The 22067-nt window shown below is 39.5% G+C and carries 19 protein-coding genes; 5 read left to right on the top strand and 14 right to left on the bottom strand.

The annotated features are described in order from the left end of the window. Positions 1-37: 37 nt before the first annotated feature. Positions 38-1069, bottom strand: coding sequence for a patatin-like phospholipase family protein (locus KZP23_RS20755; RefSeq protein WP_226333733.1), 1032 nt, complete (start codon positions 1067-1069; stop codon positions 38-40). Positions 1070-1732: 663 nt separating this feature from the next. Between KZP23_RS20755 and KZP23_RS20750 the strand changes: the two genes are divergently transcribed. Continuing rightward, entirely contained in the window at positions 1733-2341 is a 609-nt protein-coding gene (locus tag KZP23_RS20750; RefSeq protein WP_226333732.1) for a cytochrome c, read from the top strand. 199 nt (positions 2342-2540) lie between these two features. Continuing rightward, positions 2541-3386 (top strand): hydroxymethylglutaryl-CoA lyase, encoded by an 846-nt coding sequence (locus tag KZP23_RS20745; protein ID WP_226333731.1) that lies wholly within the window; start codon positions 2541-2543, stop codon positions 3384-3386. Between the two features lie 65 nt (positions 3387-3451). On the opposite strand, the gene dprA is transcribed toward KZP23_RS20745, so the two are convergent. The 10 genes from dprA to KZP23_RS20695 all read right to left on the bottom strand — a co-directional run bounded on the left by dprA (position 3452) and on the right by KZP23_RS20695 (position 13416). Further along, a complete protein-coding gene (gene dprA / locus KZP23_RS20740) occupies positions 3452-4576 on the bottom strand; it encodes a DNA-processing protein DprA (protein WP_226333730.1) in 1125 nt (374 codons plus the stop codon). Beyond that, complete coding sequence (locus KZP23_RS20735) at positions 4557-4910, bottom strand: MerR family transcriptional regulator (RefSeq protein ID WP_226333729.1); 354 nt, start codon at positions 4908-4910, stop codon at positions 4557-4559. Before KZP23_RS20735 ends, dprA begins: the two co-directional genes overlap by 20 nt. Positions 4911-5063: 153 nt before the next feature. Next, positions 5064-6398, bottom strand: a complete 1335-nt coding sequence (argH, locus tag KZP23_RS20730; protein WP_226333728.1) for an argininosuccinate lyase — start codon at positions 6396-6398, stop codon at positions 5064-5066. A 42-nt stretch (positions 6399-6440) separates the two neighbouring features. After that, positions 6441-7502, bottom strand: a complete 1062-nt coding sequence (locus KZP23_RS20725; RefSeq protein WP_226333727.1) for a M20 family metallo-hydrolase — start codon at positions 7500-7502, stop codon at positions 6441-6443. A 51-nt stretch (positions 7503-7553) separates the two neighbouring features. Beyond that, positions 7554-8354, bottom strand: coding sequence for an acetylglutamate kinase (argB, locus tag KZP23_RS20720; protein ID WP_226333726.1), 801 nt, complete (start codon positions 8352-8354; stop codon positions 7554-7556). A gap of 30 nt (positions 8355-8384) precedes the next feature. Beyond that, positions 8385-9326 carry a Rossmann-fold NAD(P)-binding domain-containing protein gene (locus KZP23_RS20715; RefSeq protein WP_226333725.1) on the bottom strand — a complete coding sequence of 314 codons (942 nt, stop codon included), beginning with the start codon at positions 9324-9326 and terminating at the stop codon, positions 8385-8387. A gap of 97 nt (positions 9327-9423) precedes the next feature. After that, positions 9424-10569, bottom strand: a complete 1146-nt coding sequence (locus KZP23_RS20710; RefSeq protein ID WP_226333724.1) for an aspartate aminotransferase family protein — start codon at positions 10567-10569, stop codon at positions 9424-9426. Positions 10570-10579: 10 nt separating this feature from the next. Next, complete coding sequence (gene argC, locus KZP23_RS20705) at positions 10580-11548, bottom strand: N-acetyl-gamma-glutamyl-phosphate reductase (RefSeq protein ID WP_226333723.1); 969 nt, start codon at positions 11546-11548, stop codon at positions 10580-10582. Then, a complete protein-coding gene (argG, locus tag KZP23_RS20700; RefSeq protein WP_226333722.1) occupies positions 11541-12740 on the bottom strand; it encodes an argininosuccinate synthase in 1200 nt (399 codons plus the stop codon). Before argG ends, argC begins: the two co-directional genes overlap by 8 nt. A 1-nt stretch (position 12741) precedes the next feature. After that, entirely contained in the window at positions 12742-13416 is a 675-nt protein-coding gene (locus KZP23_RS20695) for a GNAT family N-acetyltransferase (RefSeq protein WP_226333721.1), read from the bottom strand. A gap of 657 nt (positions 13417-14073) precedes the next feature. Between KZP23_RS20695 and KZP23_RS20690 the strand changes: the two genes are divergently transcribed. Both KZP23_RS20690 and KZP23_RS20685 read left to right on the top strand, forming a co-directional pair. Continuing rightward, a complete protein-coding gene (locus KZP23_RS20690; protein ID WP_226333720.1) occupies positions 14074-15144 on the top strand; it encodes a Fic family protein in 1071 nt (356 codons plus the stop codon). A 339-nt stretch (positions 15145-15483) separates the two neighbouring features. Continuing rightward, entirely contained in the window at positions 15484-16197 is a 714-nt protein-coding gene (locus KZP23_RS20685) for a DsbA family oxidoreductase (RefSeq protein WP_226333719.1), read from the top strand. Positions 16198-16327: 130 nt separating this feature from the next. On the opposite strand, the gene KZP23_RS20680 is transcribed toward KZP23_RS20685, so the two are convergent. Continuing rightward, entirely contained in the window at positions 16328-17542 is a 1215-nt protein-coding gene (locus KZP23_RS20680; RefSeq protein ID WP_226333718.1) for a serpin family protein, read from the bottom strand. Positions 17543-18153: 611 nt separating this feature from the next. On the opposite strand from KZP23_RS20680, the gene KZP23_RS20675 reads away from it, so the two are divergent. Continuing rightward, on the top strand, positions 18154-20328 hold the full coding sequence (locus KZP23_RS20675; protein WP_226333717.1) for a B12-binding domain-containing radical SAM protein: 2175 nt from the start codon (positions 18154-18156) through the stop codon (positions 20326-20328). 137 nt (positions 20329-20465) lie between these two features. Here KZP23_RS20675 and KZP23_RS20670 read toward each other — a convergent pair whose 3' ends face one another. Next, positions 20466-21173, bottom strand: a complete 708-nt coding sequence (locus tag KZP23_RS20670; protein WP_226333716.1) for an endonuclease/exonuclease/phosphatase family protein — start codon at positions 21171-21173, stop codon at positions 20466-20468. Further along, complete coding sequence (locus KZP23_RS20665) at positions 21173-22045, bottom strand: restriction endonuclease (RefSeq protein ID WP_226333715.1); 873 nt, start codon at positions 22043-22045, stop codon at positions 21173-21175. Before KZP23_RS20665 ends, KZP23_RS20670 begins: the two co-directional genes overlap by 1 nt. Positions 22046-22067 lie beyond the last annotated feature (22 nt).

Raw genomic sequence — 22067 nt, 5'->3', positions numbered from 1 at the left:
TTTAACTAGTACCTCTTGGTATGTTTTCAATTTGGGATCAAGTATTGGAAAGTTTAAACAGCTTTTCTGTGATTTCATCCAACTCTTCATCAACCTCACTTTTAGAAATATAACTTAGTGCATCCTCTTTTAATTTGGTCATGTTTTCTATGGAGCCATTGTCCATGGCCGTATCTGCTTGAATGAGCAGAGGTTCCAAGCGGTGGTAATCTTTTTGGTCCTTTGTGCTAAGGGTTTTGTAGATTTGGTCCAAGTGATGGTGAACTGTTTTGGCATTACCAGACATCATGATTTCAATTATCGGCTTTATCCAGCCTGCGGCACCCCAATCTTTTGCTTTTTTGTATTCGTATTTTTGACTGGTACTACCAGTGCCTAGTGAAACTATCATCATGTCTTTGGCAGTGGGAAGGTGCTTAATGCCCTCAAAATTCATGGTCCTAACCTCAGAATAAGCGACAAGTGCTGGGTTGTTGACAAATACCCCACCATCGATCAAGGGATAAGGAGTGCCCAGACTGTTTTTTATACGTGAGGTTTCGAAGTAGGTAGGGGCGGCAGAAGTGGCACGGGCAATGTCTTTAACTTTATAATTGTAGATTTCCTTGACGGATTTATGTTGTTTGAAAAAGTGAGGTTTTCCGTTTCTGATATCATAAGAACTAATAATACAGGGTTTAAGGAGCTGTGAAAGCTCTGTTTCTAGGAAAGTATCATTTAAAGCTTCTTCGAGTTCACTGGCATCGAATTTCTCGTCTAGAATCCCCATTCCACTTTTGATTTTTTGCCACTTGCTCACGTCAAAAATTTCGTCCCCACGGTCCAGATAGATGTTTACAGCTTCTTCAGCAGTAAGTTTTGGACGGTTTTCTTCATTAGGAGTTAAATAAGCCAAAGTAAGGATCCCTCCAGTACTTGTACCAGCCATAAAATCAAACATGTCTGATAGTCTAAGGTTTTCGTCCTTACCTTTTCTTTGGATTTTCTTTTCAAGTTGGCCGAGAACTACCCCAGGTAAAATTCCGCGTATTCCACCGCCATCAATGGATAATATTCTTACTTTTTTCATGGTTAATAGAGGTTAATTGTGCGTAAAAAACTTACAAAAATGATTGTGTATTGCAGACTAATTATAGTGAGAGCTATTTTTTGATCCTCTCAAGAGCCATTGTCTGGAAGAACTGTAATTGCATTCCAAACTTTGGAGAAATATCAATCCTTAAGGATTAAGTGCCTTTATTATCAGCTTTTTATGAATACTAAAATATGAAAAATATTGATGATTTATTAGTGGGTAATAATTTAAATGATGTATTGATCTTGGGTTAGAGTTCCTGAGGGTATTATTAGAATTTTATGGTTATGAAGATGGGAAGGGGGCTTGGGAATATTTTGTTGCAGCTTGGAATAAGGTGACAAATGGAGATCGGTTTGATTTGATTGGGGCAAACTTATTTTGAGTAAAAGGTAGATGAATGGGATGTGAATGATAATGACCGACCTTTTTTAGTGGATATAAGGTGAAATCATTTAAGTTTATTTAACTAGTAACTGGTGATATTTGATTAAAAATGTTTTTAAATATGCGTTAAATCAATTAACTTATCTATAACTACCTGTAGATATTGTTCCGGTGTAAGACTGCATTTTGTTGGGACTTTGAGTGAGAATGGCAGGAAGACTATAGGGATAAATCTATTTCTGCTTTAGTCACCATTATACCCTAAATATCATGAAAAAGCATTTTAATTCTATTTTGCTGTTGGTGATTTTAATGCTTCTTTTCCAGTGTAGAGAAAAGAACTCAGGCAGCATGGCAAGTGAAAACCCTATAGAAGAGGTTCCATTAAATTATGGGTTTGAAAATCAGGTTAAACTTGGTGAGCATCTGGTACTTGTGGGGGGCTGTAATGATTGTCACACGCCTAAAAAGATGACAGATCATGGGCCTGTATTGGATTCTGCGCTATGGTTATCTGGGCATCCTTCTGCTATGTCCAAGATAGAAGTTGACAAAGCAGAAATGGAATCGAAGGGGCTGGTGGTTACTAGGGATTTAACAGAATGGATAGGTCCCTGGGGTGTTTCTTATGCAGCTAATCTTACTCCAGATGAAACTGGGATTGGCAATTGGAAGGTAGAACAACTGTATAAAGTGTTCAGGGAGGGTAAGTATAAGGGATTGGATGGTGCACGGATGATTTTACCTCCCATGCCATGGGAAATGTTTCAATATTATACTGATGAGGAGGTAGAGGCTATTTTTGCCTATCTTAAGAGTGTCAAGCCAATCAGAAATCAGGTGCCGCCACCATTGCCTCCGGTTTCTATGGTCAAATAATCAATATGGGAAGATGATCGTAAAAAACGTTAATTGATTTACAAATTCAATTTTTGAGCGGTTTTCTCTAAAATCGTAGCATAAAAGTTAGGATGGATGTAAATCAAATGGATAAATGCCCAAGAATGGCTTTTGGGAAAGGAATGCGGATAAATTTGACTAACTTCGATTTTTTGGACAAGATCATTAGTCAGCAGATATGAAGATTATAGAATGTCCCCGTGATGCCATGCAGGGGAGAGAAGAGTTTATTGATACAGCGATCAAGGCTGCTTATATTAATCAACTATTGGAGGTAGGCTTTGATACAGTAGATTTTGGGAGTTTTGTAAGTCCTAAAGCTATGCCGCAAATGCGGGATACTGCTGAGTTGTTGGATTTACTGGATCTGTTCCATTCCAAGTCAAAATTATTGGCGATTGTGGCCAATAAGAGGGGGGCAGAGGAAGCATTGACTTTTGAGGAAATTGATTATTTGGGATTTCCCTTGTCCATTTCTGAGACTTTTCAGCAAAGAAATACTCATAAAAGCATTGCGGAGGCATTAGAGACTGTAGAAGACATTCAGAACCTTTGTGAAATCAAGGGTAAAACCTTGGTCACCTATTTGAGCATGGGCTTTGGTAATCCCTATGGAGAGCCTTTTTCGGCAGAAATGGTGGCGGAGTTTGTGGGGAAGTTGGATGCAATGGGAATTAAGATCATTGCCCTGTCAGATACGATTGGAGTGGCTGAACCCAAGCTGATCGAGGAATTGTTCAGTACCAATATTCAAGCTTATCCAGAGATAGAGTTTGGGGCTCATTTTCACAGCAGGCCGGAAAGCATTGAAGAAAAAATTAAGGCTGGATTGAAAGGTGGTTGTGCTCGTTTTGATGGGGCCATTAAAGGCTTTGGGGGTTGCCCCATGGCCAAGGATGAGCTGGTGGGGAATGTGGCCACGGAAGTGATGATTGAGGTGCTTGAAAAAGAAGGTTTCGATTTGAATTTGAACAAGGAGGAGTTTGGAGAAGCCATGAAGTTGGCCAGATTTGTTTTTGGTTGAGTCTGATCATAAATTTAAGCTAGTTGCCACTTGTAATGGTGAATTTTGATGTGGAGGATTTATACTTAGCACAGACCATATTTTTTCCCAGGAAATGACTTTATTAAACCTTGAAACTCCAAATTGAGCAGGAGAGAAGCTAACTGGGAAACGGGAATTTGGGACTGCCAGCTGAGATGGTCAATCTCTAATTCCTGATTATCGGAAAGCAATTTTAGGATAGTTTGTTCTTCAACTGGAAATTGGCTGAGATCAATCTTAATTTTTTTGACTGGATTTTCTTTATTGTTTTCATTGTCCCATGAGAGGGCTTCCTGAATATCTTTCGGCCCTGTATAAATACTGGCCTTCATGGATCGAATAAGGTTATTGCAGCCTTCACTGTAGGTGTTTTGTAGATTACCGGGCACAGCAAAGACTTCACGGTTATAACTATAGGCAATTTCTGCTGTAATCAATGCGCCACCTCTTTTGGCGGCTTCTACCACAATCAATGCATCAGATAGTGCTGCTATGATGCGGTTTCTAGCAGGGAAGTTATTGGCATTTAATGGCGTTCCTACTTTGTACTCAGATACAAGTCCCCCATTTTCCATCATATTGGCTGCTGTGCTTTTGTGACTGGCTGGGTAAATGGATTCTAGGGAGTTGCCCAAAATAGAAATGGTTGGAAGCCCAAAGTCCAAGGCAGCCCTATGTGCGGTGATATCAATGCCATAAGCCAGACCACTGATGATTGTGGGTTGAAATGGGCTGAGGCTTTCCACTATTTTTCGTGTGCTCATTTTACCATAATCCGATGCATTTCTAGTACCTACGATACCAATGCTTTTATCCGGGTTAAGGTTGATGTTTCCTTTGGAAAAAAGGAGGACGGGTGAGTTCAAATAGGATTTTAATCGAGTAGGGTAGGATGGTTCAAGATAGGTATGAATGTGAATTTGATGTTTATGACAATCATCCATTATTTTCTCAGCTTTTCTGAGAAATTCTTGTTTTTGTTTTCTTAGCTCAATTAGTTTGGGCCCTATCCCTGGGATTTTTGCTGCTTTTCCCGGGGGCATATTGAAAAAGTTTTTTGGCGAGCCACAATAGCTGATAACGGTCTTGAAAATATTGGGGCCAAGTTGTGGGATTAGGCTGAGTGCTATGGAATATTGGAGTTGGTTTTCATCCGCTGTTTTCTGCATGAAGATTGTTCCTTATTTCTATTAAAAAGCTTCTAATTTCTTTCAGGCGATTGACCATGCCGGCTTTGTCAGAAATCTCATACTGATCTTTTTTGATGATTTCTTGAGCACCTTGCAAAGTGTAGCCTTTTTCCTTTACCAAATGAAAAATGAGACCGATTTTTTCGATGTCTTCCTTGGTAAACCTGCGGTTGCCTTTTTTGTCCTTTTTGGGTTTGATAATGTCAAACTCACCTTCCCAATAGCGGATCAGTGAAGTGGCTACTTTGAACATTTCAGCTACTTCACCTATGGAATAATACTTTTTCTCTATTTCTCGTTCTTTGTATGGCACCGCGCAAAAATTTAAAGGTTCAAAATAACGAATTTATAGGAAAGAAGGCAATGGTTATAGTCAGTATTTCCTGGAGAGTCTTCTGTAATAAAAAAATACTAGATGCAGGATAGTAGCTCTTAATTCCAATATCCTGCATCTAATGCATAATTTTTATGCTTCTAGTAGCTTTTTGTAGCTGGATTCAATTTTTTCAAAATCAAACTTGGCTATGGCATCATCCATTTTTTGTTTGATTTCATCCAGGCAAAGCTGCCCTATACTACCTTCATGGCTGTGATTAACGGTATGTTCAGGAGCAAAATCATCACTTTCAATATCTAAACCTACCTTTTTGTAAGCATCTCTGAATGGCATGCCTTCCAAAACCAAGCGGTTGACTTCTTCTACACTGAAAAGATGCTTATAGAATTTATCTTCCAATAAGCCGGATTTCACCTCAATATGCTCCAACATAAATTCGGTGATTTGGAGGCAGTCCTTCAGTTTTTCAAAATCAGGGAAGGTCGTTTCTTTTAATAATTGTAAGTCACGGTGATAACCTGTGGTGGTATTGGTCATTTGCATCATCAGGTTCTGAGGACCACTTTGGATTTGGTTGGCCTTAGCTCTGATCAATTCAAATACATCTGGATTTTTCTTATGAGGCATGATACTGGATCCAGTGGTGAGGTTATCAGGGAACTTTACGAAACCAAAATGTTGGTTCATAAAGATGATCGTATCCGCTGCTAATCGGTTGAGCGTACCCGCCAGTCCGGCCATGGCAAAGGCGATTACCTTTTCGGTTTTTCCACGGTTATTTTGAGCGTTGATCACGTTATAGTGCATCTCTTTAAAGCCCAAAAGCTCAGTGGTCATGGTGCGGTTTAGCGGAAATGAAGATCCATAGCCTGCAGCAGAGCCCAGTGGGTTTCTATTGGCTAGGTTATAGGCAGCTAGCAACATTTCCAGGTCTTCTGCCAATGACTCAGCCAGTGAACCAAACCATAGGCCAAAAGAAGAAGGCATGGCCAATTGGGTGTGGGTATAACCTGGCATCAAATCATTTTTATGTTTTTCTGCCAATTTCACCAATAGGTCAAAAAGGGATTTTGTAGCAGCAAGTACCTCCTGGATCTCTGAACGATAATAAAGCTTTAGGTCTACGGCAACCTGGTCATTTCTAGAACGACCGCTATGTAATTTTTTACCTACATCTCCATATCTTTCTGTAAGAAGAAATTCAACCTGTGAATGAACGTCCTCTACTCCAGGATCAATTTTAAAGGTTCCAGCTTCAATTTCAGTATAGATTTCTTTCAGACCCTTTTTCAGGGTAGCTAGCTCATCTTTGGTCAAAAGACCAATACTTTCCAACATGGTCGCGTGGGCCAGCGATCCCAATACATCAAACGGAGCCAGGACAATGTCAAATTCAGGATCACGTCCAATTGTAAATTGTTCAACTTCCTTGGTGCTAGTAGTGTTTTTTTGCCAAAGTTTCATAATTGTATTATGCTTTTCCCAAATTGACGGGAAGGTTAATTTCTAATTTTGATCAAAATAATGTTGTAAAATCTCAACATACCGATCGATTCCCTGATCGATTTCTTCCAAATAAATAAACTCATCTGGGGTATGTGAGCGGGCAGAATCTCCCGGACCAATTTTAATAGAAGGATACGGAATCAAGGCTTGGTCAGATAATGTGGGACTGCCGTAGCACTTCAGGTGCATGGTCTCAATGACCTTCCAAATATCATGGTCTTTGGGCAATGCTGAACTGTTCAGACGCATAGACCTTGGTTGTAAATCTGCCTTTAATACTTCTTTTAACTCATCCAGAGCTTCTTGTAAAGTATAACTGTCTGTAACCCTGACATCCAAGGTGTAAACACATTTGTCCGGGACCACATTATGCTGGCTGCCTGATTGGATGATAGTTGCGGAGACTTTGCTTTCTCCCAAGTACTCTGAAACCTTTTTGAACTTATAGTCTTTAATAGTATTTAAGTCTGGCAATGCTTCATATAAGGCATTGATACCTTCATTTCTTGCAGCATGTCCAGCCTTTCCAGTGATAGTTGCATCAATGACCATAAGGCCTTTTTCAGCTACAGCGACATCCAATAAAGTTGGTTCCCCCACTATGGCCAAATGGATTTTGGGAAGTTCCTCTAAAAGATAAGCTATTCCTTCCCTGCCACTGATTTCTTCTTCTGCTGTTGCGGCCAAGATTAAATTGAAAGGAAGTTTGTGATCGTAGAAATATACAAATGCAGCAATAAGGCTAACTAGACAGCCTCCTGCATCATTACTACCCAGTCCATATAATTTCCCCTCTTCAGTGATGGCATTAAAAGGATCTTTTGTATAGCCATTATTGGGCTTCACGGTATCATGGTGGGAATTCAATAAAATAGTGGGCTTTTGGGAATCAAAGTGTTTATTGACGGCCCAGATATTGTTCTTTTTTCGCTTGATTTCCACTCCTTTTCGCAAGAGGTAATCAGCTATTATATTGGCTGTGTTATCTTCCTCCCTGCTTAAGGAAGGAGTTTCGATCAACTGCTTTAGAAGAGTTTTGGCTTCTTCCTTGAGCTTGTCCATGAATCCGCTAGGTCTGTTTAAATTAATTTAATGCTAAATATAAGGATCCCTTTAATAAAGGTCGTATTTATGTCTTTCTATATTAGTGCCCGATTTTTTTCCCTTAGCTGCCAATAACAAGTTTTCTGCTTTGCCCAGCCAGACATTGCTGACTCCTTTTTGAAGTGCCGCAAAGGCATTGTCCAGTTTTGGAATCATACCGGAATGGATAACATTGTCTTTTTTGAGTTCTTCGTAAATTTCCTCATTGATGCGGGGAACGACAGAATCATCATTGTGCTCATCGATCAGTACCCCTGCTTTGTTGAAACAGAAGTACAATTTTACCATGTGTTTTTTTGCCATGGAAGTAGCAATTTCCGAGGCAATGGTATCAGCATTGGTATTGAGGAGGTTGCCTTTTTTGTCATGGGTGATGGCTGATATTACTGGAACAATATCTTCTGCAAGTAATAAGTCCAAAAGATCAGTGTTCACTTCCTTGACATCCCCTACAAAACCGTAGTCAATTTTACCTATTGGCCTTTTTGATGAGCGTATAAGATTACCATCTGCACCTGTAAAGCCCATGGCATTTTGCCTAAATTCCTGTAGTTGGGCGACGATCTTTTTATTGATCAGTCCTGCATAAACCATGGTAACCACATCTAAGGTCTCTGCATCAGTGATCCTTCTTCCATCCACCATTTTGGGTTTTATACCAAGGCTTTCACCGAATTTGGAAGCCATCACCCCTCCACCATGGACCAGGATTTTTTTTCCTTCCAGTCGGGCAAACAAAGCTAAAAATTCTTCCAGTTTTTCCGGATCATCAATGACGTTACCGCCAATTTTTACAATACTGATATTCATATTTGGTCAATAGGTTGTTAGGGGAAAAGCTTATTTTAAAATATGACTAAGTGCTGCTTGTGCTGCAAAGATTCTGTTTTTGGCTTGATGCTGTACCAAGCTTCTTGGGCCGTCTAAGATTTCATCCGAAAGTTCCACATTTCTTCTTACAGGAAGACAGTGCATTACTTTTGCATGAGGTGCTTGAACCAATTTCTGTTCATTGAGCATCCAAGATTCATCTGTGCAAAGAATCTTTCCATATTCATTAAAGCCACTCCAGTTTTTAACATAAACAAAGTCAGCATCTGCAAGCGCCTTGTCCTGGTCATATTCTATTTTGGCTCCTTTGGTGAACCTCTCGTCCAATTCATATCCTTCCGGATGGGTGATGGTCACATCATGCCCACAGCCGATGGACCATTCTGCAAAAGAATTGGCGACTGCATGTGGAATAGCTTTGATATGTGGTGCCCAAGTAAGCACGACTTTTGGCTTATCTTTTTTCTTAAGCTCATCTATGGTAATCATATCCGCCAAACTCTGTAATGGATGACGAATAGCACTTTCCAAACTCACTACTGGAAGACCACTGTGTTTGATAAACTGGTTGAGGATATAATCTTCGCTGTCTTCCTTTTTATTGGTGAGGGAAGGGAATGCTCTCAGCGCCAATACATCAAAATAGCTACCCAAAACACCAGCAGCATCACGGATATGCTCCACTTTGCCTTGGTTCATGATGGCACCATCTTCCATTTCCAATGCCCAGCCTTCTTTGTCCATATTGAGGACAATAGCACTCATGCCCAAATTGGCCGCAGCAATCTGCGTGCTGACACGGGTCCTTAGGCTGGGATTCAAAAATATCAATCCAATTCTCTTTCCAGCGCCTAGGTTTTGATCCTGTAAAGGAGATGCTTTGTATTCCAAGGCTTGTTGGATCAGTTGATCAGCCAGGCTTTTGTTTTCAAATTGGGTGTAGTATTTCATTGGTCAATTAAGTTTTAAGAATGAGATAAACCGCTAATACAAAGCGTTCATCTTTTAGTAAAAATGAACGCTTTGTAATCACTGGTTTGGTATGGTCCTATTGGACCTTATTAGTGGTTAATACTGTTTTTAACTTTTGAATAAATAAAGTTAAGGCTTTTGCTTCAATATTCAGTGGAGGAAGCAAACGAATGGTGTGCTTTCCTGCTGAGCTGCCCGTGAAAATTTTATGTTCCTTGATCAAAGCAGCTCTTACAGGAGCGGCTTCTATGTCCAGGTCAAATCCAATCATCAAGCCTTTACCTCGTACTTCAGTTACGCCTTCAATGGCCTGAAGTTCTTTTACCAAGGCTTCGCCACTTTCAAGTGATTTATCAATAAGGTTTTCCTCTTCAATTACCTCCAAAACAGCCAATGCAGCAGCACAGGCTAAATGGTTGCCTCCAAAGGTGGTTCCAAGAAGACCATGAGAAGCTTTGAAATCAGGACTGATCAACACTCCTCCGATGGGGAAGCCATTGCCCATTCCTTTGGCTACAGTGATCAAGTCGGGTTTTAATCCTTCTACCCACTGATGGGCAAAGAATTTTCCTGTCCTGGCATATCCAGACTGAACTTCGTCCAAGATGAGTTTCGCGCCATATTGCTTCGCCAATTTGGCAAGACCCAAAAGAAATTCTGTATTCGGCACTTGAATACCTCCTACACCTTGGATTCCTTCTATGATGATTCCAGCAATATCGCCTTGAGCCAATTGCTTTTCCACGGATTCAATATCGTTGAAAGGAAGAATATGTACATGTTCATGCTCGTTGAAAGGAGCGATGATTTTGGGATTGTCCGTCAAGGCCACCGCACCTGCAGTCCTTCCATGGAAGCCCTTGGTAAAGGAAATAAAACCTTTTTTGCCTGTTTCAAAAGAAGCTAACTTGAGGGCGTTTTCATTGGCTTCAGCACCAGAATTACATAAGAATAAATTGTAGTCGGTATAGCCAGAAACTTCGCCCAGTTTTGTTGCTAATTCCTTTTGGATAGGGATTTGGACTGAGTTGGAGTAAAAGGCAATATTGTCCAATTGCTCCTTGATCCGTTTTGTATAATGTGGATGGCTGTGTCCTATAGAAATCACGGCATGGCCACCATATAAATCTAAATATTCATTTCCTTGATCATCCCATATTTTGCTGCCGGCAGCTTTCACGGGGGTTACATTGATCAATGGATAAACATCAAATAGGTTCATCTTTTTTTGTTTAGAAAGCTACGCTTTTGAGTTTTAAACCTGTTTTTTCATCCAAGCCAAAGGCCAAGTTGTAGTTTTGGACGGCTTGTCCTGAAGCTCCTTTCAAAAGGTTGTCAATGGCGGAATAGACCACCAATTGTCCTTCCTCTTTTTTCAAGTGAACAATGCACTTATTGGTGCTCACCACCTGTTTCAAGTCAATATCTTTATCTGAAACGTGGGTAAAAGGGGCATCTGCATAAAAGTCCTTGTAAACTTTATAGGCATCTTCTATGGTTCCTTCGTAAGGAAAATAAGCCGTTATCCAGATTCCTCGCGAGAAATTACCCCTGTAGGGAACAAAAAGCAGGTTTTGGTCAAAGCCTTCCTGAAGCTGCCCAAAAGTCTGTTTGATTTCTTTTAGGTGCTGATGGGTGAAAAGCTTATAAACTGAAACATTCTGGTTACGCTGACTAAAGTGAGTGGTTTCACTCAACTTTTTACCTGCACCAGTACTGCCCGTTATACCGGTAATATGAATATCATTTTTGGCCAATCCAGCAGCAATGGCAGGTACCAAGGCCAGTTGGATTCCTGTGGCAAAGCAGCCCGGGTTGGCAATGCGCTTGGTGTCCTTGTTTTTTGCGGAATTGATCTCAGGAAGTCCATATAGGAAACCATTGGACTCATCTCTGAAATCAGTACTCAAGTCAATGATGACAGTGGTTTCATCGAATTTGTTCTGTTCCAAAAAGGATTTGGCCTGTCCATGGGGCAATCCCAAGAAAACGGCGTCCAAACCTTCAGTTTTTACTTCATCCGTGAAGATCAAATCGGAGTCACCGATCAGATCTGGGTGTACTTCATCTATTTTTTTGCCCTTTTGGCTGTTGCTGTGGATATAAACCAGTTCACAGTTAGGGTGGTTGACCAAAATTCTTAGTAATTCCCCTCCGGTATATCCTGCAGCGCCAATAATGGCAGTTTTGATTTTAGTCATTTTCTAAGGTTTGGTTCACTTTATGGAAAATTGCTGTTTGGTTACCAAGTATTTTGGTGAATCCTTTAACATCTTCAGCGGTATATCCTTTGTTCATTTCACCATAACTACCAAATTTGGCTGACATCAAATCATGCTCTGACTCAATTCCAATCAATTGGAACTGATATGGTTTAAGGGCAACCTTTACAGTACCCGTAACGAATGTTTGAGTATCCTGAAGGAAAGCTTCTAAGTTTCTCATCACTGGATCTAAATAATGTCCTTCGTGAAGGTGGTTTCCGTAGAATTCTGCCATTTGATTTTTCCAGAATGTTTGCCATTTGGTCAGAGTGTGTTTTTCCAATAATTGGTGCCCCTTAATGATGATCAAAGGTGCGGCAGCCTCAAAACCAACACGGCCTTTGATACCAATGATGGTGTCTCCTACGTGAATGTCTCGGCCAATGGCATAGGGATCAGCCAATTCCTGAACTTTAAGGATAGCATCTACTGGATTGTCAAATTTTTCTCCGTTGACCCCTTTTAATTCACCAGCCTCAAATTGCAAGGTAATTGTTTTAGGTTCAGTTTTTGTCAACTGAGTAGGGTAGGCTTCTTCAGGCAAAGTATCACCAGAAGTAAGGGTTTCCTTACCTCCCACAGAAGTTCCCCAAATACCTTTATTGATGGAATAGGCTGCTTTTTCGAAATTCATTTCCACGCCGTGCTTTTTCAAATATTCGATCTCAGCTTCACGGCTCAATTTCAAATCACGGATCGGGGTAATGATTTCGGCTTCAGGAAGGATGGTTTGAAAGATCATATCAAAACGGACCTGATCATTTCCGGCTCCTGTGCTTCCATGAGCTACAGCTTTTGCTCCGATTTTTTTAGCATATTCCGCAAGGGCCTTGGCTTGAAGGATCCTTTCAGCACTGACAGAAAGTGGGTAAGTTTGGTTTTTCAGAACATTGCCAAATACCAGGTACTTAATCACCTCATTATAGTAGGTTTGGGTAACATCCAATACCTCAAACGACGCAATTCCCAATTTATCTGCTCTTTCTTCGGTGGCTTTTAACTCTTCCTCGCTGAATCCGCCAGTATTTACCAATACGGCATGAACTTCATAGCCTTTTTCTTGGGATAGGTGGATGGCGCAAAAAGTGGTGTCCAAACCACCGCTATATGCTAAAATTACTTTTTTCATTTTATATAATTTCTAATGTTTTATTCGTCTTTTTTTTTATTCCTGTGAAGACAGCACGCTTCATGCGCACCAAGCGCTCAAAAAGGCTAAGGTTTTTGTCAAAATCCTTACGCATGGCCACTTCTTTTTTCTTTTGGTCCTTAGGAACATAAAGCATTGCCGTGCAAAGACAGTTGCTGCGATTTTTGCTTTTTAGGATTTCATAGTTGACACAGCTTTGACACCCTTTCCAGAATTCCTCATCATCTGTAAGGTCTGAATAACTCACCGGTACATAGCCCAGTTCAGAGTTGATTTTCATTACAGCTGCACCAGTTGTCAAACCAAAGATTTTAGCATTTGGATACTTGCTTCTGCTTAGTTTGAAAACTGCTTTTTTTATTTCTCTGGCAAGGCCGGATTTTCTAAAATTGGGGGAAACGATCAGTCCTGAATTGGCTACAAATCTCCCATGGCTCCATGCTTCAATATAGCAGAAACCTGCCCATTCTCCAGTTTTGGATAAGGCGATGACGGCTTTGCCTTCCATCATCTTTTGCTTGATGTACTCAGGGGAACGTTTGGCAATACCAGTTCCTCTGGCTTGGGCGGAAGTAGCCATTTCATCCACAATTTCTTGGGCATATTTACAATGCTGCTCTGCGGCAGGCTGAATGATAAATTGACTTTTTGTCATGTTTGGTATTTATCGAGGGAGTCTTGATTGGCTCTATATCCCGACATCGTTATGCCAACTGATTGACTCCTGTAAGTACTAATGAAAATAAATTTGATTGGGGTAGTAAGACATCCGCGTGAGATATCCATAATATTAGCAGGGACTAAGCCCTAAACAGGCTCCTAAAGTCTTTCCTTATTGAAAAAATTGGCATAGCAATACTCTTAATGGAAAGGATATCCATTGAATTGTTGTGCGCTGCTATGTTAATTAAGTGACTCATTGTTCTAATGCGGTACAAATGTTCGAATTAATGATGAAATAAACAAAATATTTTGATAGAAATTTTATCAAACAATACTTATGTCAAAGCTTTGGCTTGAATACCATCATTATCAAATAATTATATTTTGATGCTTTATGGTACTTTACAGATGATTCTTTGGTGAGATGGGCGCTATTGACGGCTTTTTATGTAAAGTGATTTGGGATAAAATGTAAAGATATGTTTCCGCTGTGGTTCTTTAGGGTAGCGTTTCATTCCTTTAATTTTATTACGTTCTAACATTTGATAGATAAGAGAAGTTATTCAGATAAGTGTTTGATTATTAAATGCTGTATAAAGTTTCAAAACCATTAAAAATTGACTAAATTTGTCAAAAGTAAAAATGTCAAATGAAAACTTTAGCGACTATTTTATTGGAAAGCAGGGAAAATCTTGCGCTTACCTTGAAGGAAGCGGTGAGTTTGACAGGGATAGATGCGGGATTGATCAGTAAATTTGAACGAGGGAAAAGATTGCCATCAGAAAGAAACTTGATGAGTTTGTCAGAGGTCTATGGCTTGGTCTATAGCGATTTGAAAAAGAGATGGTTGGTGGAGAAAGTGTTGAATTTGGTGCAGTATGAAGTTGATTCAGCTGAAATATTGGCTTTGGCAGAAAGTAGGGTAGAGTACCTTGCTGGAAAGCAGTCTCTTGTCCTTCAAAAGATTCCTGAGGAGGTTTTGTCCAAGTTGGAGAAGATAGATTTGCTCAAGGAAAAATGGAATAATAAAAGGCCATTGGGAGCAGTTCAGCTGCAAAAGATGAAAGAGTACTTTAATGTGGCTTATACCTTTGAAAGTAATAGAATTGAAGGGAATACCTTGACCTTACAAGAGACCCATTTGGTAGTAAATGAAGGAATTACCATTGGTGGTAAGTCGATGAGGGAGCATTTGGAAGCTATCAACCATGCGGAAGCGGTGGATTATTTGGAGCAGCTGGTGGTGGACAAGGTGGACCTTTATAAGAGAAGTTTGCTGGATCTTCATTATTTGATTTTAAAAGGGATTGATAAGGATAATGCGGGTAAATTCCGTACAGTGCCTGTGCGAATCAGTGGGAGTAAGCATATTCCGCCCCAGCCTTATCTGATCAATAAGATGATGGAAGATTATTTCTTGCATTACCAAAATCAAAAAAAGCTATTGCATCCAGTGCTTTTGGCTGCGGAGCTTCATGAACGCCTGGTGAGCATTCATCCTTTTGTGGATGGAAATGGAAGGAGCAGTCGGTTGATCATGAATTTGATCTTGGTCAGTAATGGATACACCATTGCCAATCTAAAAGGGGATAATGCATCTAGGATGGGTTATTATCGGGCTTTGGAAGCAGTACAGGTGAATAATGATCCAGTACCTTTTTATCATTTGGTAGCTGATGCTGTTTTGGAATCATTGGAGCAGCATTTGGAGATGGTTTAGTCAGGATAAAGGTGGTTTTATTATTTGGCCACCTTTTACACTTTATAGTCAGGCTTTTGTTTTTAAAGCCATTTAGGGGTTTTTTTTCCTTTATTACACCATGCGGATATACAGAACTTTTTTTTACAACAGATACATGAGAATAAAAAGAATAGCCAAGAGAATAGCGGCCCATTGAAAGAGCGGGCTACGCTTTGGGAACTCATATTTGCAAATGGGACATTCTTTAGCTTTGGCATCTACCTCCATCGCACAGGAAGGACATTCTCTAGTTTTCATATATTTTTTGAACTCAAATGCTACAAAATTGATTTAATCATAAGATAATCAAAAATAACTATGAAGATAGAAATCTGGTCGGACATCATGTGTCCTTTTTGCTACATTGGAAAAAGAAGGTTAGAAGAAGCATTGGAGGAGTTTCCTCATAAAGATAAGGTGCAAGTGGAGTGGAAGAGTTTTTTATTGAATCCTGAAATGAAAACAGAACCTGATAAAAGCATTGCTCAGTATTTGGCAGAAACCAAAGGCTGGAGTTTGGAACAGGCTGAAGAGGCAGGAGAGCAGGTAGCAGCTATGGCTAAGGAAGAAGGTTTGGATTATGATTTCAGTAAAGTGGTTGTGGCCAATGCAAGGAAAGCGCACCGTCTTCTACAGTTTGCCAAGATCAATGGTAAGGGAGACGCTTTAAAGGAAAGGTTATTTCATGCCTATTTTACAGAAGGTGCCAATATGGATGATGAGGCAACTTTGATCCATTTAGCTAAGGAGGTTGGATTGGAAGCGGAAAAAGCGGAGGCTGCCATACCGTCCGCTGATTATGACGCAGCTGTCAACCATGATATCTATGAATCTCAACAATTAGGGGTGAGAGGTGTTCCTTTTTTTGTACTGGACCAGAAGTACGGTGTTTCTGGGGCCCAGCCTAAAGAGACTTTTAGTCAAGCTTTGGATACAGCTTGGAAAGCATACGAAGGGGAGAGAGCTCCCTTAAAATCTGTAGAAGGAACTGAAACAGGCAGCGCCTGTGATATTGATGGAAATTGTGATTAGTTTAAATTTTGTGATTTAGTGTTGAATATTAGAAAGGTGGGGCTTGAGTTCCACCTTTCTTTTTTACTGATATTTAGGAGGATTTTAAATCTTCCTATGTTGAGTATAATTTATACAAAGTTGAAACTTATCATCTTACAAACCTTCCAGTAAAAATTATTGAGCCTGTTTTATTGTCAGTTATAAAAAATATAAAAGGGCGACTGGCATGGAATTGCTTTATCGTCTTTTTGGGCTGTGATAATACTGCACTGTTGCCAACTATCACTATTTTATTTAAAGAAGCAGCTGTAGCCTCACTTTTGATTTCATTGGTTTCAAAGGTGGTCTTATGGATGATTTCACCTATTTTCAAAGAATCTTTGCTTGAAATACCGCTGAAATCTGCTTTATTAGAAAACATTAAAGAATAACCCATCTTTTTAATGTCCTTGATCGGATTGATCTCGGATTCAATCTTCATTTTTGGAAGGGTCAACTTAATCTCTTCTTCAGCACTTAGTCTGTCTATTTTTGAAAGGTAATCCAGGTTGATCTTTTCCTCCAATTCCAAGAGGCTTTTATGTCTCTTTGGTAAAAGTACCATCATAGAGTATTGATTGGATTGATAAGGAATATGAACAGCCTGAAGTTCTGGATCTTCATAATACTGGTAATTGGACTGATTATACATAAAGTCCATACTAACCATTTCCTTTGTAATGGTATAAAATAGGCTCAAAGAATTATTGTTGGATTCAAATGGCTTTTCCCATTGTCCAAAAAAATAAATTGCATTCAAAAGGCTCAATTTGACATCTTTCCCCAATCCATTTAATCTCTTTATTTTGTTTTGGGTTTTGTTTGATACCCAATCATTTAACTTTTGGTTGGGATCCGTATTATTACCCATGTTAAAGCTAAAGACATCGGCCATATAGTCTGTCTGAATTTTATCTTTGTATTGGGCATTTATCTCAAAATTGTCTTTTATCCATAAGGAGTTGGCTATGATGAGCTGGTTGTTATTGCTGCCATCATCATTTTTGATGTGCTGAGGTTGAATTTTGGGAGCTTCATTATTTGATGGTCCATTTAAACCAAAGTTTTCACTGGACTCCTTTTCAAGATTATTGATAGATAATAAACTTTCCAATTCCTGCTTGGTGGATGATCCTGCCCCTTCCATGGTCATAGCTAATGCCAAATTGAGACTGTAAGGGGAAATGAAATAGTTGCTGGAATCTGGTTTGGTCGCCTTGTATATTCTAAAGGCGAAATTATTATTTGGTTCCTGGGGTGAGTTTTGAGAAAAACTATAATGTTGAATTAATAAACTCAGGATAAAAATAAAGGGCTTTTTCATAAGTTTTAAAATAATTTTTACTGACTTTAATCTGAATAAAAAGTGATTTTTAACTAAAATTTAAGCATTGTCAAGATTTATCACCTCAAATAAGATCAAGTACATTTTGGGTTTATTTGAATTTGATTGTAAGGTAAACAATGCTGTAATCCCATAAAATACCCCATGTGGGGTATTTTTAGACTTTGTTTGCCTAAGCCAATTATAAAAATGCCAATTAGGGAAAGTTTTAAAGTTTTTTTATGGCTCTCTCTCAAGTTGATAAGCTCGAAGGTCACAAACAAAACAAAAAGAACCAAACCTAAGGGGATATTGTAGGCGGACATGGAAGTTTAGAATCAAGTGAATCCATTGATAGCATCTTTTAAAAAATACTAGTCCCTTAAAAGTTAATAGACTTTTATCTTTTTCATTTTGCAGAAGTTAAATTATTTGTAATGTTTGGAAAGGTAGAGCTTAGACAAGCTGTTTTGAAGAAAGGTTATAGGAAAATGATTTTTTTATGGGACTTCCAATGACTGGAGTTATGTTTACTGGCACCTGGTTTTGCCACAAATCATGAATTATTCCACCTTTCTTTATAATTTTGCCCCAAATCAATCCCTTATATTTTGGCAACTAAAGTTCTTTTCATCACGCCTCCATTCACCCAACTGAATACTCCTTATCCAGCTACGGCTTACCTTAAGGGCTACCTCAATACTTTGGATATTGCTTCAAACCAGGCGGATTTGGGCTTAGATGTGATTTTAGCCTTGTTCTCAAAAGAAGGACTCATGCAGGTTTTTGAATTAGCGGAAGAACAGGGGTTTCAATATTCAGACAATGTAAATCGAATATTGAGGATGAAGGCTGCTTATTTGCAGACGATAGATACAGTGATTGATTTTTTGCAGGACAAGAATCCAACACTGGCCTATCATATTTCCGAGGGAAATTTTTTACCCCAGGCAGCTCGATTTGAGCAGTTGGGAGATGTGGACTGGGCCTTCGGGACAATGGGCCTAAGGGACAAATCCCGTTACCTAGCTACCTTGTATTTGGAGGATTTAGGAGATCTGATTACTGAGGCCATAGATCCCCATTTCGGTTTTAGTCGCTATGCGGAGAGCTTGGGTATGTCAGCTGGCAGCTTTGATGAGATGGAGGAAGCCTTGCAGGAACCATTGAGTTTGATCGATACCATGTTGTTGGATTTGTTGGAGGAAAAAATAGAAGCATATCAGCCCGAATCGGTAGCCTTCTCAGTTCCTTTTCCAGGGAATCTTTATGGTGCATTGAAGTGTGGGCAATATTTAAAGACCAATCATCCTAGTATTAAGGTGTGGATGGGCGGAGGCTATCCCAATACAGAGTTGAGAAGTTTGAAAGATGCTCGGATTTTCAATTATGTAGATTATATTACCTTGGATGATGGAGAAGCGCCAGTTCGTTTGTTGTTGGAACATTTGGACGGGAAACTGCCTTTGGAAGCTTTGAAGCGAACATTTGTTTGCTTGGAAGGAGAGGTGAAAATGATCAATGGGGCTACAGATAAAGATGTACCTCAGCGGGATGTGGGGACTCCCGATTATAGTGACTTGCCTTTGAGTGAATATCTTTCGGTGATTGAGGTAGCCAATCCCATGCATCGCTTATGGAGTGATGGCCGATGGAATAAGTTGACCCTGGCGCATGGCTGTTATTGGGGGAAATGTACTTTCTGTGATATCTCATTGGATTATATTGGACGTTATGAGCCCATTACTGCAGCGATACTTTGTGATAGGATAGAAGAAATCATGGCCCAAACAGGAACCAATGGTTTTCACTTTGTGGATGAAGCGGCCCCACCAGCTTTGATGCGGGATTTGGCCCTTGAGATATTGAGAAGAGGTCTTGTGGTCGTTTGGTGGACCAATATCCGTTTTGAAAGTAATTTTACCGCTGATCTTTGCCGATTGTTGAGGGCTTCTGGCTGTATTGCCATTTCAGGAGGATTGGAAGTGGCTTCCGATCGATTGCTTGGATTGATCAAAAAGGGAGTAACTGTGGCGCAAGTTGCACAGGTGACTCATCATTTAACCCAGGCAGGCATTATGGTTCATGCTTACCTGATGTATGGTTATCCTAGCCAAACTGCTCAGGAAACCATAGATTCCTTGGAAATGGTGCGTCAGCTTTTTGAGGAAGGTGTTTTGCAATCAGGTTTCTGGCACCGTTTTGCTATGACCGCCCATAGCCCAGTTGGCTTGGATCCAAAGGCTTTTGGCGTTTATAGGACTGATTTGGCTTTAGCACCTTTTGCCAATAATGAAGTGGATTATGAGGATCCAGTTGGGGTGGATCATGGAACCTTTTCTGAAGGTCTAAGAAAGTCTCTTTTCAATTATATGCATGGAGTAGGTTTTGATATACCTTTGAAAGAATGGTTTGATTTCAAGGTTCCTGAGACTACAATTGCCGGAAACTATATTCATAAGCAAATAGCCGAAGAAGCTGCATTAGTTTATAAAAAGCATCATAGAATTGTTTGGATAGGGGCGCAGCCAGATGTGCAGGATTCGGAAGAACAAGGTTTTGTCGAATTGGTCTTTTCGGGTAAGCAAGAAGATTTTGCCATGGAGTTGCCAGAGGAATTTGCAGAATGGGTGGCCAGTCTACTGGGAAGGGTTTCCTATGACCAACCTTTGCGTATGCTTAAAGAAATTTGGGAAGATTATGAAGCCAATGCCGGCGATTTTGAAGAGTTGGTGGAATCCGAAGTTTGGGAAATACTGAGAGAGCAGGGTTTGTTGGTTTTTTAGTGACCTTTTCTAGTTATTGAGAAAACCGCAGAAAACTAAGAGGGCAGGGAGAGAGGGGAATTGACTTTTCTTTTTGACCACAGATGAAGGTGATTAACACAGATTGAAGTAATTAATCTAAAGATTATTTTTCTTTGTTAGTTTAATTTCATTAGCAAAGGTCGGTGATCACTTACAACTAACCATTTATCATCTGTTAATATTTCAAAATGTTTAACGGAATCAAGTAAGTTTTTTGATGCAAAAAAGTAGTCAATATGATAAGGCTTTTCAGTCTTTCTTTGAAGGAAGAAAGTTGGGATAGATTCCTTACCTTGTTCCTCATAATGCCAAGAATGATATACACTAAGAATATTTTTTAATGAAAGTGTGTTTACAATATCAGAGTGGTTCCACCATCTGTCCCATTGATCCCAAATGCGATTACTGTTTAAATCCCCTCCAATTATGATATTGGTGAAGGCATGGATATTTATTTCCAAATATTTCCAGAGTTGACCATTATATCCAAAGTTAGGAGAGTTGTTGTGGTGGGCCCATACTCCTAAAAGATTGAATTGGTCATTAATAGAGCAGGGAAGGAAATATTTGACAGAATGGTCTTGATACGCGTTAGACCAGTTCAATTTTTCAAGTTTGATGGATGGATCAGCGAAAACTCCCAATCCCTTATTTTTATTATCTCCAATCCAAAGATAATTAGTTGCCCAATTCTGATAATTTTGGTCTTTTGTAGAGCTTGGGTTTTCGCATTCTTGAATTATTAGAATGTCAGCATGCAATTCATTGAGTAAATGGAATTTCTTTCTAAAAGCTCCATTGCAATTCCAAGAGATGATTTTCATCAATTCATAAATTTTTCAAAATAGCCTAGTTGAACCTCATAAATAGTTTTGGGTTTTAGGCCCAGTTCAACTTTTTCAAACATTTTTACCAGCTTTTTGCCATCTACTAACTCGACTGGAGGAGCTCCATCTCTTGATGCTTCTTTTTCAGCTTCTCTTGTGAAAAACCCTGTTGTCATGATAATGCCTTTTTCAGCACGACCAATCATTGCGTTTCTGAAATCTCCAACTTGTGCTCTAGAAACACTTCCTTTATATCTTTTACATTGGAACAAGACTTTAAAACTGACAAAAGGGTTAAGTTCAAGGACACCATAGCCATCTATTCCACCATCATGAGATTGTCCTGTAACTAGAACATTTTCAAAACCATGTTCTCGCAAAAGTTCTTTGCAGACATTTTCAAACCCACTTGGAGATAATGATTGAAGCACCTCTAATAAATTAGTTTCAGCTTTTAACTCAACTGTTTCTGGAACTTCTTCTTCTTGTTCCTTTAGTACTTCCTTTTCATTTTTTTTCTGGCGAGCCTTTGCGTTGATATTTACCCACTTTTTGATGATTTCGTAGGCATCATTTGTAGTTAAATGAGCTTCTTTACCTTTATCTGTTAGTTTCCATGTTCCTCGAATTGAAGAATCCAAATACCCTTCCCAAATGAGGTATTGTCTTGCCCAAGCAACTTGATTATAAAATTTATTAATGCCTGATTTATCTAAAGTTTGATTTAAAAAGTCTTCATTTAAGCTTAAATCGGACGCAATTTTGTCAACTACCTCTCTTGGCTTTCCAGAATATCCTAGAGATCTAAGGGCATCTAATGTGGGACCAAACCATTTTGCAAACTCAGCTTTTCCTTTTCTCTTAGCCATATATGATGATTTTAAAAATGAA

This window comes from Echinicola marina (genome assembly GCF_020463795.1).
GTDB classification, from domain to species: Bacteria; Bacteroidota; Bacteroidia; order Cytophagales; family Cyclobacteriaceae; genus Echinicola; species Echinicola marina.
This window is presented reverse-complemented; position numbering and strand designations above follow the sequence as displayed.

Coding starts and splice junctions, on each gene's coding strand:
- KZP23_RS20755 (WP_226333733.1), bottom strand. CDS start 1,069: ATGAAAAAAGTAAGAATATTATCCATTGATGGCGGTGGAATACGCGGA.
- KZP23_RS20750 (WP_226333732.1), top strand. CDS start 1,733: ATGAAAAAGCATTTTAATTCTATTTTGCTGTTGGTGATTTTAATGCTT.
- KZP23_RS20745 (WP_226333731.1), top strand. CDS start 2,541: ATGAAGATTATAGAATGTCCCCGTGATGCCATGCAGGGGAGAGAAGAG.
- dprA (WP_226333730.1), bottom strand. CDS start 4,576: ATGCAGAAAACAGCGGATGAAAACCAACTCCAATATTCCATAGCACTC.
- argH (WP_226333728.1), bottom strand. CDS start 6,398: ATGAAACTTTGGCAAAAAAACACTACTAGCACCAAGGAAGTTGAACAA.
- KZP23_RS20725 (WP_226333727.1), bottom strand. CDS start 7,502: ATGGACAAGCTCAAGGAAGAAGCCAAAACTCTTCTAAAGCAGTTGATC.
- argB (WP_226333726.1), bottom strand. CDS start 8,354: ATGAATATCAGTATTGTAAAAATTGGCGGTAACGTCATTGATGATCCG.
- KZP23_RS20715 (WP_226333725.1), bottom strand. CDS start 9,326: ATGAAATACTACACCCAATTTGAAAACAAAAGCCTGGCTGATCAACTG.
- KZP23_RS20710 (WP_226333724.1), bottom strand. CDS start 10,569: ATGAACCTATTTGATGTTTATCCATTGATCAATGTAACCCCCGTGAAA.
- argC (WP_226333723.1), bottom strand. CDS start 11,548: ATGACTAAAATCAAAACTGCCATTATTGGCGCTGCAGGATATACCGGA.
- argG (WP_226333722.1), bottom strand. CDS start 12,740: ATGAAAAAAGTAATTTTAGCATATAGCGGTGGTTTGGACACCACTTTT.
- KZP23_RS20695 (WP_226333721.1), bottom strand. CDS start 13,416: ATGACAAAAAGTCAATTTATCATTCAGCCTGCCGCAGAGCAGCATTGT.
- KZP23_RS20690 (WP_226333720.1), top strand. CDS start 14,074: ATGAAAACTTTAGCGACTATTTTATTGGAAAGCAGGGAAAATCTTGCG.
- KZP23_RS20685 (WP_226333719.1), top strand. CDS start 15,484: ATGAAGATAGAAATCTGGTCGGACATCATGTGTCCTTTTTGCTACATT.
- KZP23_RS20680 (WP_226333718.1), bottom strand. CDS start 17,542: ATGAAAAAGCCCTTTATTTTTATCCTGAGTTTATTAATTCAACATTAT.
- KZP23_RS20670 (WP_226333716.1), bottom strand. CDS start 21,173: ATGAAAATCATCTCTTGGAATTGCAATGGAGCTTTTAGAAAGAAATTC.
- KZP23_RS20665 (WP_226333715.1), bottom strand. CDS start 22,045: ATGGCTAAGAGAAAAGGAAAAGCTGAGTTTGCAAAATGGTTTGGTCCC.